General features: G+C 61.4%; 10 protein-coding genes. 2 read left to right on the top strand and 8 right to left on the bottom strand.

Going from position 1 to position 13,943, the window contains the following annotated elements:
• Window positions 1–7 precede the first annotated feature (7 nt).
• The 8 genes from fhuB to ACIQWP_RS27095 form a co-directional block, all read right to left on the bottom strand.
• The gene (fhuB, locus tag ACIQWP_RS27130; RefSeq protein ID WP_402794204.1) at window positions 8–1,999 is read right to left on the bottom strand and encodes a Fe(3+)-hydroxamate ABC transporter permease FhuB; all 1,992 of its coding nucleotides are present in this window, start codon (window positions 1,997–1,999) and stop codon (window positions 8–10) included.
• Entirely contained in the window at window positions 1,996–2,901 is a 906-nt protein-coding gene (locus tag ACIQWP_RS27125) for an iron-siderophore ABC transporter substrate-binding protein (RefSeq protein ID WP_402794201.1), read from the bottom strand. The genes fhuB and ACIQWP_RS27125 overlap by 4 nt, the downstream gene beginning before the upstream one ends.
• Entirely contained in the window at window positions 2,891–3,703 is an 813-nt protein-coding gene (locus ACIQWP_RS27120; RefSeq protein ID WP_402794198.1) for an ATP-binding cassette domain-containing protein, read from the bottom strand. The genes ACIQWP_RS27125 and ACIQWP_RS27120 overlap by 11 nt, the downstream gene beginning before the upstream one ends.
• A 61-nt stretch (window positions 3,704–3,764) precedes the next feature.
• Window positions 3,765–4,238 (bottom strand): GNAT family N-acetyltransferase, encoded by a 474-nt coding sequence (locus tag ACIQWP_RS27115; RefSeq protein ID WP_402794196.1) that lies wholly within the window; start codon window positions 4,236–4,238, stop codon window positions 3,765–3,767.
• 53 nt (window positions 4,239–4,291) lie between these two features.
• Window positions 4,292–4,882 (bottom strand): sigma-70 family RNA polymerase sigma factor, encoded by a 591-nt coding sequence (locus ACIQWP_RS27110; protein ID WP_402794193.1) that lies wholly within the window; start codon window positions 4,880–4,882, stop codon window positions 4,292–4,294.
• 166 nt (window positions 4,883–5,048) lie between these two features.
• Window positions 5,049–5,768, bottom strand: coding sequence for a 4'-phosphopantetheinyl transferase family protein (locus ACIQWP_RS27105; protein ID WP_402794191.1), 720 nt, complete (start codon window positions 5,766–5,768; stop codon window positions 5,049–5,051).
• Complete coding sequence (locus ACIQWP_RS27100) at window positions 5,769–7,088, bottom strand: lysine N(6)-hydroxylase/L-ornithine N(5)-oxygenase family protein (protein ID WP_402794188.1); 1,320 nt, start codon at window positions 7,086–7,088, stop codon at window positions 5,769–5,771. It abuts the gene before it with no gap.
• 33 nt (window positions 7,089–7,121) lie between these two features.
• Window positions 7,122–11,099, bottom strand: a complete 3,978-nt coding sequence (locus ACIQWP_RS27095; protein WP_402794185.1) for an amino acid adenylation domain-containing protein — start codon at window positions 11,097–11,099, stop codon at window positions 7,122–7,124.
• A gap of 327 nt (window positions 11,100–11,426) precedes the next feature.
• On the opposite strand from ACIQWP_RS27095, the gene ACIQWP_RS27090 reads away from it, so the two are divergent.
• Both ACIQWP_RS27090 and ACIQWP_RS27085 read left to right on the top strand, forming a co-directional pair.
• Entirely contained in the window at window positions 11,427–12,569 is a 1,143-nt protein-coding gene (locus tag ACIQWP_RS27090; RefSeq protein WP_402794182.1) for a GNAT family N-acetyltransferase, read from the top strand.
• A complete protein-coding gene (locus ACIQWP_RS27085; protein WP_402794180.1) occupies window positions 12,569–13,939 on the top strand; it encodes an MATE family efflux transporter in 1,371 nt (456 codons plus the stop codon). Before ACIQWP_RS27090 ends, ACIQWP_RS27085 begins: the two co-directional genes overlap by 1 nt.
• Window positions 13,940–13,943: the final 4 nt, after the last annotated feature.

Here is a 13,943-nt window from a genome sequence, read left to right as displayed (position 1 = left end):
CTCACCACTATGCCGTTCTGGGCCGCTTCATTAGCAATATGAGCAGCAGCGGTGCGCCGACAAGGGCCGAGACCAGGCCGGCAGGCATCTGGTAGGGAAAGGCGATCATTCGGCCGAACCAGTCCGCCAGTACCATGAGGCCGGCGCCGGCAAGCGCTGCGCCGGCAAGCTGCGGAGCCGCCCGGCGCAGGCCGAGTTCGCGGGCCAGATGCGGACCCATCAGGCCAATGAAGCTCAAGGGGCCGACGACGAGGGTGGCCGCGGCGGTCATGGTGGCGGCCAGCGCAAACAGGCAGGCACGGGCGAAATTGACGCGAATGCCGATTGCCTGCGCTGCCTGCGGGCCAAGCGGCAGCAGATCGAGCCAGCGATAGGCCAAAAATGCCAGCGCAATGCCGGTCGCCGCAGCCATTGTAGCGGAAATTGCTTTCGATACATCAATAAGATAAGTCGATCCACTCATCCATTGCATTACGATCATCGCGCGCGGATCGCCGCTCGCGGCAAGCACGCTGATGAAGGCATCCAGCATGGCTCCGAGCGCGATACCCGTCAAAAGCACCCGCTCCGGCGCAAAGCCGGATCGGATGCCGAACAGGAAGATGGCGATGAGGACGGCGAAAGCGCCTAGACCGCCGAAGCCCAATTGCGCGGCCACACCGGGAGCGGGCAGAAGGAAGAGCGCGGCGGTGACGCCGAGGGTGGCGCCGGCCGAAATGCCCAGGACCTCCGGGCTTGCCATCTCATTGCCGCTGAGCCGTTGCAGGATCGCGCCAACGACACCCAGCGTCGCGCCGGCGGCGAAAGCGCCGGCAATGCGCGGCAGGCGGTAAGGCAGCACATCCGGCCAACGGAGATAGTCAAGGAACGTCCATGTCCCATCCGGGGCGCGTCCGAAGAACACCGCTGCGGCCAAGAGAAGGACGAGCGCGGGGATCGAGACCAGCAAGAGTGCTCGCGGCGTGCGCAGAGCGTGGTTCGCATCCTGGGAGAGGTTCGGCGCGCTGCGCTGCGCTGTCTTCAAACGCGGCAGCATCAGAAGCAGCAACGGAGCGCCGAGCAATGCTGTGATGGCGCCGGTCGGAAGAAACGTCGAGGAGGCTCCGGAAAGCAGCACCAAGGCCTCATCCGTCAGAAGCAGCAATCCAGCGCCGATGAGTGGCGACCAGATAAGCTGGCTCTTCATGTGGCGAGCACCGGCAAGCTGGGCGACGCGTGGCGCGATCAGGCCGATGAAGCCGATGACGCCGACCGCGCTGGTGACGATGGCGGCAAGCGCAATCGCAATGCAGACCGCCACGATGCGGGTGCGCTTCACTGACATGCCAAGTCCGCTTGCGCCGCTGTCGCCAAGCTCCATCAGTGCTAGCGGTCGCGCCATCAGCAAGGCCGCGACAGAGAGTACAGCGATTTTCGGGAGCAGGGAAAGCGGAATGGTCCAGCTCTGCTGCGCGAGCGATCCAGCCCCCCAGATGAAGAGGCCGGAGAGATAGCGATCATTCATCAGCACGAGAATGGCGGCCAATGCGCCGCTCCAGACGCCGACGATCAAGCCCGACAGCACGAGTGCCAAGGGCGAGAAGCCGCGTCTTGCACCGATCAGGAAAACGACTGCCGCGGCCGCAGCACTGCCGAACAGGGCAACGGCGTCGCGGCTGAGACCCTGAAGAGCGGGAAAGGCGAGCATGACGGCAACGAGGGCGAGATTGGCGCCTGCAGAAATGCCGAGCGTCGAGGGCGAGGCTAGCGGATTGCGCAGCACCTGCTGCAACAGGCTTCCCGACAGCGAAAGCGCGGCGCCAGCCAGCAATGCGGTGGCGATCCTCGGCAGCGTTGAATAGAGCAGCAGCAACCGCTGAGGATCGTAACCGGCTTCCGGTGCGAACAGGCGCGAGAGGTCCGGGGCCAGCTGATGCCAGGCGAGGAGGCCGGCGATCGCGAACAGCGTCAGAGCCACGGCGGGAGCACCGAGGGTATTGTTGGCTTCGGTGCGGATCATGCGAATTTTTCCAGATGATTGAGCAGGGTGCGCGCGAAGCGCTCCGCTTCCTGCACCATGCCGAACATCAAGGTGCCCGGCAGCACGGATACGCGCCCGGCCCTCACGAAGGGGAGGCTGGTCCACAACGGGCTATCCTGCAGATTGTCGAGGACGTTCGGCGGGAGCAGGGGCTCGAAGGCGATCAGGCGCAGGCTTTGATCGAGCGTAGCGAGTTGCTCCAGCCCGATCGTTTCGAAACCCCAGTAGTCGCCAGGTCCGGTCCAGGCATTCTTGAGGCCGATCCTGGTCATGACGTTCTGATAGAGGCCCGCGCCGCAATAGATGCGGGCGTGGCGCTGGTCGACGAAATTGATCAGAGCAAGCGGCGGCGGATTGAGCTTCTTTACCCGGTTCGCACAGTCGTCGAAGAATTGCTCGGACCGGGCAAGGAAGTCCTCCGCCTGCCGCCGACGGCCGATGGCATCGGCCAGCAGCCGCGTGGCCTCGATGGAGCGTGGCAAAGCTTGCCCGCCTTCGGCATAGATCGTCAGCTCCATGACCGGCGAAATCGCCTCCAGTTGCGGCTTCAGTGGAGCGAGGTAGGGTGTTGTCAGGATCAAGGCGGGTTTGACGCTTGCCAGGACCTCGAGATTGATCTCGCTGGTCGTGCCGAGATCGACAACACCAGCAGGCATCTTCGGCTCGACGACCCACGTATCCCAGTCGGCAAGCGAAGCGATGGCGGCTGGCGTGACGCCGAGCGCGAGCAGCGTCGAGGCAAGGCCATAGTCCAGGGAAACGATCGGACCGGATATGGCGCCGGCAGACATTGCCGCTTGCGGAACGGCGAGAAGCGCTGCCGCGGCGAGAAGCGTGCGGCGGGAGAGCATCAGGGTCTCGAAGCTGAGTTCAGATGACATAGGCAAGCGGCGTTCCGTGCACGGGATGGGCGGTGACGCCCATGTTGGTGCCGTAGATCGTGTGGAGCGTCTCGGCCTTCATGAGGCTCGGCGACGGGCCGGCGGCAATGAGGCGCCCCTGCTTCAGCGCATGCAGATGGTCGCAGAAGTGGGCTGCGACATTGATATCGTGCAGGACGAGGATGACGCTTAGATCCTTCGTCCGGCAAAGCTCGCGCACCAGCCCGAGGATCTCCATCTGGTGGGCGATGTCGAGCGCCGATGTCGGTTCGTCGAGCAGCAGGCAGCGGCTGTCCTGGGCGACCAGCATGGCGATCCAGACGCGCTGGCGCTCGCCACCGGAGAGCGTGTCCACCATTCGGCCGGCCAGGCTGTCGACATGCGTCAGCCTCATCGCAGTCTCTACCTTTTCTCGGTCGAGATCGGTGAAGCGCCCAAGCGCACCATGCCAGGGGTAGCGTCCGCAGGCGACAAGCTCCTCGACGGTCATGCCCGCCGCCGAGGTGGTGTCCTGCGGCAGATAGGCGACGGCGCGCGCAAATGCGCGCATATCGTAGGAGCTGGCGGCAACGCCATCGAACAGGATACGCCCTCCCGTCGGCTGAATCTGTCTGGCCAGCAGCTTGATCAGCGTCGATTTGCCGGAGCCGTTATGGCCGATCAGGCCTGAGATCTCGCCGGCCTTGAAGCTGATGTCGAGCGGGTGAAGAATGGTCTTGCCCTCGACCTCGAAACGCAGGCCCTCCGTCGTGAAGACCGTGGCATGATGCTGGCTGTTTCGAGTGGTCGTTTCGTCTTTCATTATCTTTCCTGCTGAAGCGCACCGGCTTCCTGAAATGCTGAATGCCGCCGAAGTGGTTGCGTTAGTTGATCGACGTCAATGGTTTGACGAAGAACAGGCACGGATCGCTCTCACGCCAGAGGGTCGGAAATATTTCGGCTCGGATGAAGCCGTTCCTGTCATAGAAAGAGCGGGTCTTTTCGTATTGCGGTTCGCTCCGGCCGCGCGGAGCAAGCGTCTTCACCGTCAGGAGCTTGCAATCGGTGGAACGGGCGAATGCCTCTGCCGCAGCCAGCAAGCTTTTACCGACGCCGCTGCGATGATATCGGCGGCGGGTCGCAATCACCAGAATCTCCATCGCCGCCGGCGGGTGGGCGCGCAGCGCGACGAAGCCGGCTACGGTATCCGCCTCGACGCAACCGAACATCGGCAGGGTTTCGACAGCCCCTGCGCAGGCTTCGATGACATCTGGGTCGGTGAACCAATCCGTCAGCTCCGACATGATCTCACGACAGATTGCGCCCTTGGCTTCGGTTATCTCCACGGTTTCCTGCATTTATCCCGTCCTTTCCCGGTGATCAGCTCGCGGATGATGGCGGCAACCCGCCATCAAGCCCGCATCTCCCGCACACGCGTCGATCGGTTTCGTCTGTGACCGCTGCCGGCGGCGCAACCATGATCGGCCTCGAGCGCGATGGCGGCCAGGCAACGCGAATGCGCCTCGCGCAGGAGGCCGCATACGAGCGCGCAGGATACGCCTGCCTCCTTGGCGATGATGTTCTGGGGGACATCGTCGAAATAATGCTCCTCATAGAACTTGCGGGTTCTGGCGGGCATGGATTCGACCGTGCAACGGAAAGCCTTATAGGCCTCGGCCTCATGAAGATGCTCTTCGGGGCTTCCATAGGCGGAGGTGTTGCCGCCGACTTCCTCGTCGAGGAACAGGCCGCGCTCATATTGCAGCCTCCGCATATGATCCGTCGCCAGATTGCGCACCATGCGCATCACGTAGGGTGCGGGCGCTGCTATATCCTCCTTCAGCGGCTTGGAGACCAGCTGCAGGAGCACTTCTTGCACGACATCCTCGGCCAAGCTCATGCAGCCCGTGATCCTGCGCGCGACGGAGAGGAGCTTCGGATAGGCGTGAAGTGCTGTTTGGAGTTGCTCATTGGAAGTCGACTGCGAATGGTTGGCAATCATGTCGGGCTCTCGCTGAAATCCAAAGTTGCATTTCTGTGTGCCCCTCTTTTTTGAAAGGGACCCTATAAAACATGATAATAATAGTCAAGATAGCGGAGTCGAAAAGTGCAGCATTGGCTAAATTATGGCTTATATAACTGATTTTATTTAGATTTTTCTATATGGTCTATAAGAAAATCCCGTTTTTATGATGCTGCCATTGCGGCTTTGCCGCAGCCTTTGAGGTCGCGATAGCCCATTGAAAATCCCCGGTTTCTTCGCCACCAATCCGGCCGGAGCGGATGAAAATCGGTTCACCAGACACCTGGCTTTCAAAGCTAAAGGTTGTCTTTCCGGGCATCAATATCACGCTTTGCGGGTCGGCCAAGAAACCCTGGCCAAAGCATTTCAGCGCCGCCTCCTTCTGAACCCAGCAGGCAAGAAAAGCCTCGTGGCGATGTCGCGTATCCAACTGATGCACTTGATTGAGTTCGAGTTCGGAAAGGATCATCGGCATGATCTCGCCGGCCTCTTTCTCCGAAAATGCATCGAGGCGTTCGATATCGATGCCGATGCGGCCGCCGCGACAAATCGCGAGCACTATCCGGTCTCTCGTGTGCGAGAGATTGAAGTCGATATCGGGGTAATCACGCAGGTACGGCCTGCCGGAAGCGGTAATTGCAACAGAGAGTGCTTGCGGCGCGCTGCCGACCAGATTGCCGATGATGTTGCGACATAAGATCCGCCCACCGACGAAGAGACGCCTTGCCGCGCATGATCGGAATGCTGCGGCACGGTTCTTCTCGGTCTCGCTCAGTATCGAAACTGGTAAGGGTGGGCCGTCAGGCAGGCGCAGGCTGTGAAGCTCCACCTGCGCCCTCTGCTCCGCCGATTGGTCGGTCTCCACCTATTCCGCTGCCTGTCCCATGTGAGAGGGAAGGTCTAACGATGGCCCATGTGATTCCCATTGGACGATCGGGTCGAGCTGATCGAGATCGAAATGCTGGCGGCCAAGCAATGCGTTGGCGATCACGGCGCTGCGCCACGCGGCAAGGCTGAGCTGCGGTTCGGCGATGCCGTGGCTGTGGCGCCCGGCATTGAGAACGAAGATGCGGTTGTCTCGCGGACCGTCCCATGCCAGCGAGAAGTCGCTTTCCAGCACCGGCTCGCCAATGGAGCTGAGCTCGATACGATTTTCGAGCGAATGCAGGAATTCAGGAAGAACGAAGCGGTAGCCGGTAGCCAGCACGATCATGTCGACGACCAGCGTTTCGATGCTGTTATCGAAGCCATTGCGCATGGTCAGCGCGATTTCGGGGCCATCCTGTTCGGCGGCGATGACGTCGCGGAACGGGCGCAGCGATATGCCGTGATCCGTGCCGGCCGCCGCCTCGAGCTTCCTCTCATAGAGGCGACGATAGAGCTTTTTCAGGGTCGATGCGGAGACGCCGTCGCTTGCCAGCACCTGTCGGCGCGTATGGATGAGCCGCAGCTCTTCCGGCAGGCCGTGGAAGCGCTCCATATAGCTTGGTGTGAAGAGCTCGTTGGTGAAGGGCGTGGCGTCGAGCGGCTCGAAATTCGGCCGGCGGCTGATCCAGTGAACGGTCGAGACGGCGTTCAAGTCCAGAAGCGCATCAACGATCTCGGCGCCGCTCTGTCCTCCGCCAATGACGGCAACGCGTGGCGCTTTGACATCGCCAAGGCGCTGCGTGGCTTCGCTGCTATGGAACGTCATGGATTTCGGCAGTTGTTCGGCCCAGGCAGGGCGAGATGGGATCTTGCCGACGCCGACGGCGAGGTTGCGAGCATCGATTGCACCGTCACCGGTGGTGATGGAGAAAACGCCGTCATTGGCATGAACCTCGCGAACGCTTGCGCCGAAGCGAAGCGACGTCAGTCCGCGAGCGACCCATCCGAGATAATCGGCAAATTCCTTACGAGGGACCGCTTCATATTCCGCATTGAGAAACTGATAAAAGCGTTTATGCGCAACAAGATAAGAGAGGAAGCTCCAGGGGCTTGTCGGGTTGGTCGCGGTCACCAGATCCTTGAGGATGGATGTCTGCATCTCCGCGCCTGGCAGCATCATTCCCGGATGCCAGGAGAAGGATGGGCGCCGTTCGAAAAAGCGGACCGAAAGTTGCGGGATGGAATCGAGTTGAGCGGCAAGGCTGAGGTTGAACGGACCAATTCCGGCCCCGGCGAGGTCGAGCACGTGCGATGTCATGATGCAGCTCCAGAATAATGTCGAAGAGGGGGGTTACTTGACGATGGCTGTGGACAGCGGTCCCGGCGCAAAAGCGTGATCGAGCCGCCGGGCGAAGCGCTGATGAAAGGGCGTCTTGCCGATGATCGTCAGGTGGTTGGTGCCGGTGACGATCTCCGAGGCCGTGGCATTCGGCGAATAGCGCCGCCAGTCGATGACGTTGAGCGCGCGGGTCAGGGAATCCTCGGCCGCGAAAGCATGGATGCGGAAATCGGACTGCTCCAGGCGGTAGTTTCGGAAGATCATCGCATTGTCGATGAGAATCCAGAACGTATGCTCTTCCGAGCCGATATCCGGACCATCCGTCGGCAGTTTGACGTTATGCTTGACGACATGGTGGAGGAACTGTTCGTAGACCTCCTCGTTCATGGCGGCAAAGAGCCTCTTCCAATCCTCGCGCATCGGCGTCGTTGCAAGCCAGGTCTGTACGGCGGCATGGGTGCGCTCGCGGATGCCGTTGTCGAAGCGCGGCATGATGCCGACGGTGAACTCTTCGTCCATGTCGCAGACATCGACCATGCCGATCATGCGCAGATCGATGTCGCTGCCAAGCTGGCGGGCCGCCTCATAGGCAAGCAGACCGCCCCATGACCAGCCGAGGAAAGCGCATGGCCGGCCATTGGCTTGTCTGCGCACGGCTTCGGCATAACGCGCGGTGATGTCTTCGACGCGGGTGCTGAGCGTCTTGGTTTCGGTCAGCGAATAGCAGATGAAACCGGTCGCCGGCTGTTCCGGGCCGAGATAGTCGACGAGGCGCATATATTCGCGCGTGCTGACAAGGAGGCCCGGGAAGCAATAGAGCACCGGTCGGTCACCGTTACGACGGAGATAGACGACATCGACGCCGGTCTCGTCGCGGCTGCCGTCGATCGCCAGCGCCAGATCGCGCACCGTCGGATGGTTGAACATGTCTGCAATCGACAGCGGCCATTCGGGATGGCGCATCTTCAGGCGCGAGACGATGCGCACGGCCATCAGCGATTGGCCGCCAATATCGAAGAAATTCTCCGTGACGCCTATATCGCCGATATCGAGAATATCCTTCCAGGCTTCGAGGATCGCTCTTTCCTTGTCATTGGCCGGTGCCACCATCTCGCGTTCGATACGCGGTGCAGGAAGGGCGGCACGATCGAGCTTGCTGTTCGGTCCCATAGGGAGCTCATCGATCAGCATAATCGTCTGCGGCACCATATAGTCGGGCAAGGCCGTCATGGCGGCGCGGCGCAGCTCGGTCACGCTCAGGCTCTCGCCTTCGCGTGGCACGACATAGGCGACGAGAGAGCTGCGCCCGCCTTCATTGTGCAGGAGGATAACCGCCTCGGCGACGCGCTGGTCGGAGCGCAATACGGCTTCGATCTCGCCGGGCTCGATGCGGAAGCCGCGCAATTTGATCTGGTGATCGACGCGGCCGGCGAATTCGACGATGCCGTCTTCGCGCCAGCGGCCGAGATCGCCGGATTTATAGAGCCTGCCGTCTTGCGAGAAGGGATCGGGGATGAAGCGGTCCGCCGTCAGCTCCGACTGGCCGAGATAGCCACGCGCCAGACCGCTGCCGCCGATGTAGATTTCGCCGATCACGCCGACCGGAACAGGTGCTAGATCGGCATCGAGCACATAGATGCGCCGATCCCCGACGCCACGGCCGATTGGCGCGACCGTCCCCTCGAAGCGGGTTCCCGCCGGAATTTTCCAGATCATCGGCGTCATGATCGTTTCTGTGGGACCATAGCCGTTGATCAGCAACTGCGCCTTCAGGTTTTCGGTGATCATGTCGAACACGGCCTGCGACAGAGCCTCGCCGCCGAAGGAGTAGAGCCGCAATCGCGGTATTTCGCTGTTCTCGCCGGCATATTCGGCAAGGCCGCGGACATAGCTCGTCGGAAGGCTCGCATTGTTGACGCCGTGCCGCTTCATCATCGCGAAGGCGTCTTCCGGCGTCGCAAGCTTGTCCTGCGTCAACACCACGCCGCCACCCGCCATCAGCGGCACCATCCAGCGTTCATGCCCGCCATCGGAGGTGAAGGGAAGGACAGGATATTCGCAGGACGCCTCGCTCATCTCGTAGATGCGCAGCGTCGCCTTGCAATGATGCGCCAAAGGACCATGCTCGACCGCGACGCCCTTCGGCACGCCCGTCGAGCCGGAGGTGTAGATCACATAGGCAAGCTGCTGCGGGGCGATGGCCGTGACCGGCGCTTCGGCGCTTTCGGAAGATAGGTCGATAGCATCCAGATCGAGGTAGGGCGTGCCGATATCGTTCGGCAGGTTCGCGATGTGCTTTTTGCGGGAAATGACGAGCGACAGACCGGGTGCCGTCAGAATATGGCGGTTGCGGGCCTCCGGATGATCCGGCTCGACCGGCGTGAACGCGCCGCCGGCCTTCAGCACGGCAAGAATGGCGATGATCGCGTCGATCGATTTCTCAAGCGCGATGGCAACCCGCTTCTCCGGTCCGATCCCCATCGCGATGAGGCGATGTGCCAGTCGATTGGCCGCAAGCTCGAGCTCGCCATGTGTCACCGACTTCTCGCCCTGCGCCACGGCAAAGGCATTCGGTCGCCGTCTCGCCTGGGCCGAGATGACTTCATGGATCGGCGTGCCGTCATCCGGTTCCGGTGCGTCGGGGTAGGGCGCGGAAAGCCTATCCAATTCTTCCGGCGAGACGAAGGGGATATGCCTGATCTGCGCGGCGGGATTGGCGTTCAGCTGCGTAAGCGCGATGGCAAGGTCGCGGGCGAAGCGGCTGATCTGCTTTCGATCATGCTTTTGGGGATCGAAGCCGATGCCGATGCGAAGCTTGTCGGCAGATGCCGGTGAAACGGTGATGACCAGATCGGCGTCACGGCGCGCGGGTGGCCCCACGGGATTGTGGATCGCGGCCTCATTCGACGTCGCGTGCAGGAAGCGCAGGGGCGGGCGCACATCGAGGAGTGTCTTGACGAGGCCGGTCGTGTCAAAGAGTTCGTCGCGTCTGACCAAGGCGTCGGCAAGGGCCTCAAAGGGCAGGCATTGCCGGGTGGCTGTCCCGATTTCCGCGCCGAAAGCCGCGCGGACGCCCCCCAGCGTCATGGTGCCGTTGAGATCCGCAGTCAGGATCAGCACATCCTCGCTGCGGGCGGCGATTTTCTGCCTCTCTGGCCGCGTGACCAGGCCGATCCTTTGCGTGGCGTATCCGGAATGGCGTCGCAAGGTGATCCCGAGGGCGGCAAGCATGTCGCGCGAGGTGTCTGCGCTCGACTGCACAGACGCTTCAAGCACATGTTCGAACCAGCTCTCGTCGACGATGTCCTTTCCAGTCGACGTTTGCGGCAGGAGCGATGCGATGTTTTCCTGTGCCGCCAACCGTTGGAACCAGAAGTCCACCAGTTCCGGCGCGGGATTGCGCGGCGCACCATTGCCAGTCAGCCACGACGCCGCATCAGGCAGCGTCGTCTCTGCAATATCAAGCGGTTCCTGACTATCAATGTTGCGAAGGAAATCCGTCGCAAGCAGGTCGAGCGCTGCGGCATCGCCGAGGATGGCGTGTAGGGAGAATAGCGCAGCGATCGCTTGTCCGTTCCGGGTCAGGAGGATGAAGCGGGCCGGATTGCCGTCTGTAAGGTCTATGGGGCGGGCTCGTTCGGTCGAGGCGGCCGTGGTCAGCGCCTCATCCAGATTGTCGTCGGCAGCCAATTCTGTCTCAAGGATGTCGACGAAGCAGTCGTTTTTCAGGATCTGTTGGACGGCGCCGCCTGCCCGTGCTTCGAATTCCGAGGTGATAAGAGGATGTTGCCGCGAGAGCCTTGAAAGGCCGTCGCGCGCTGCAGCAATAGCGACGGAGGGGAAGGCAATCGCGAGTATTTGTCGTCCGTAGACGCCTTCGTTACCTGTCTCCGACAAGAGCCAGATACGTGACTGTGCTGGCGATAGCGAGCTTTTGGCGAGGTAATCCGCGTCGTTTGCTGCCTTGGCATTCCGATCATGGACAGTCATTTCTTCGCCATTCTCCCTGAGTGTACTGAAATACATATTTAATCAACAGAAATACAATAACGTATACATCTCAATATCTATGACAGATATTAAGTTTAACTGATTTGTATTTCTGGTCTTCTGGCGTCGATAAACTCAGATACTCCGAAAATTACGTCGACGTAGCTGCATGACGAACGGAGTTTTGGAAAATTCAGGAGATTATCAAAAAATATTTTTCGGAAAATATTTTGAATTCTCGCCACCGCCGTTCGTCTCTGCGGGATTAGCGCTGTGCTCGGCTTGCCGATCTCGGCCGGCGTTGTTCTGGACATGTGGAGATGGAATATGGATGCTTCCCTGGCGATCATGAGCGATAGGACGGCGGAGAAATCCTTTGATCTGCGCCTGCCGGCACCGGGTTTTGCGAGCAGCGCGCTCGCTTGCGGCCAGCCGCTCGTTGTATCGGCGGGGCCGGTACCGGGAAGCGTCCGCGTCGAGCATCACGGCGTACAGCTCGCCGCCGGCTATCTGTCGGGCCCTGCCGCCAATCTCCTGACATTCGATACAATCTCCCCGGCAGTCTCTGCCGAAGACATCGTCAACGCCGTATCGGAAGCCATTCTGGCGTGCAATCCGCAACTGACTTGCTTCGAGATCCAGCTTGCCGACGATGATCTTGCAAGGCGGTTGCTTGAATCGGGTGCGATCGAGCGCAGCGGCGATCGCCTGATCGTGCGGCCCGAATCCTTCTTCCAGCAGGCAAGGTCATGGCTCGGAAGCGCGCCCAAGTCCTACCCGGAAGTGCCGATCCTGACGAATGGTGTCCTTCATCCGCAGCGGCCGCCAAAGCCCGCCGGTCGTGTCTATAGCCGCTTCATCCCCTGGCTCGGCACGCAGCTTGGCTTCCATGTCGCCGATATCGAGGCCGATCTTCCGCATTTCCATCGCTGGATGAACGACCCGAGGGTCGCCGCCATATGGGAGGACAGCGGTGATCTTGCCTATCACCGCGATTTCATTGCGGGCCGCCTTGCCGATCCGCGCACGCTGCCACTGATCGGAACGTTCGGCGGCGTGCCCTTCGGCTACTTCGAGCTCTATTGGGCGAAGGAAGACAGGATCGGGCCACACTATGAGGCCGATGGCTATGACCGCGGCTGGCATGTGGCGATCGGCGAAGATGATTATCGCGGAAAGGCCTTTGTCAGCGCCTGGTTGCCGTCGCTGATGCACTATATGTTCCTGGCCGATCCGCGCACCCGCCGCATCGTCGGCGAACCGATCCATCATCACGCCCAACAGATCCGCAATCTCGACCGTTCCGGCTTCGCGAAGGTCAAGCATATTCAGTTCCCGCACAAGAAGGCGCTGCTTGTCATGCTCCTGCGCGAGCGCTTCTTCGTGGATCGGCTGCTGTCGCCGGATCTCACCGGTCTGTCCGAGGAGGATGGGCAACCGGTTCTTGGCTCGCTGGTGCGGGGCGCCTGATGAAAACAGCCGTCGATATGAACGATCCGCGCATCCGGCGGCTCGTTCTTGCGGTCGCGCTCCCGGCGGTGGCTGGACTGGCTGCCAGCGCCGGCCATCACGCGATCAACGCGATCTTTCTGGGGGCCCTGGGACCGGATGTGCTGGCCGGCATTAGTCTGGTCATGCCGCTGTTTCTGCTCGTCGCTGCAGCCGGTCAAGGGTTGGGTATCGGACTTGCCACGCTGCTGGCGCGCCATCTCGGCGAGGGCGATCTCAAAGCCGCGTCTTCGGTCGCGACAACGGCGCTTGCCGCGACGATTCCGCTTGGCATCCTCCTGTCGATCCTGATCTATCTCGGCCTGCCGGATTTCGTCGGCGCACTCGGCGCCAGCGACAATCTCCTGGCTCCCGGGCTCGACTACGGCCGGCTACTGGCTTTTGGCCTGACGCTTGGACTTTTGCAGGCGATTTGCGATTTCATCGCAATCGCCGAGGGCAATTCACGCTTCTCGATGATCGTCCTGATCGCCAGTTTCGCCTTGAACGCCGTTCTCGACCCCGTCTTCATCTTCCTCTTCAAGCTCGGTGCGTCCGGCGCGGCGCTGGCGACGATTGTTTCCTCCGTTGCAGCCCTTGCATGTTATGTCGCTTATTTCCTGCGTGGGTGGGGAAGGGTGAATGTGACCGGCGGGGCGATACACTGGCGGCTGCTTCGGCCGATCGCCCGGATTGGCGTTCCCGCGGCGGCGACAAGCATCGTCACCGGCTTCGGTTTTCTGGTGCTGATGCGGGAGGCCGCCGTTCACGGTGGCGACGCAGGCGTGGCCGCAACGGCAATCGCCATCCGTCTGATGACGTTGGGTCAGCTCCCGTTGTTCGGTTTTTGCCTCGGAGCTCAGAGCGTCGTCAGCCATGCCTTTGGCGCCGGCGACGCCGAGCGATTGAAGGCCGTCATCCGGTTCATGCTGGCCGTGACGATACCCGTTGCATTGCTCTATTCCATGCTGCTGTTCTTGGCCGCCGAGCCGATCGCGCGCCTGTTCACGGATAGTCCTGAGGTTGTCGGTGAGGCGGTCGTATGGCTGCGGGCACTCTTTCCGATCTTTCCGCTTGCTGCCTTTCAATCCGTCCTGCTCGTCATGCTGCAATCGCGGGGCAGGGCTGGCCTGTCCGCGCTCATAGGGCTTGCGCCGCAGGGCTATCTGCTGATCCCGCTTCTGCTCCTGCTGCCGCTTTGGATGGGCTTTGCCGGCGTCTCCACCGCCGCCGCCGCCGCTGCCATCCTTGCCGCCATCCTCGGCGGGTTCGTCGGCTGGCGGGAATGGCTCGCCATTCTGCCGACGGATGCGCCGGGCCGCCTGGCTGGCCAATCGACACTTCACCCCTGACCAT

It is taken from the genome of Rhizobium sp. NPDC090279 (assembly GCF_044769665.1).
Lineage (GTDB): Bacteria > Pseudomonadota > Alphaproteobacteria > Rhizobiales > Rhizobiaceae > Rhizobium.
The sequence above is the reverse complement of the archived record's forward strand: the minus strand, read 5'-3'. Positions and strand labels throughout refer to the sequence as shown.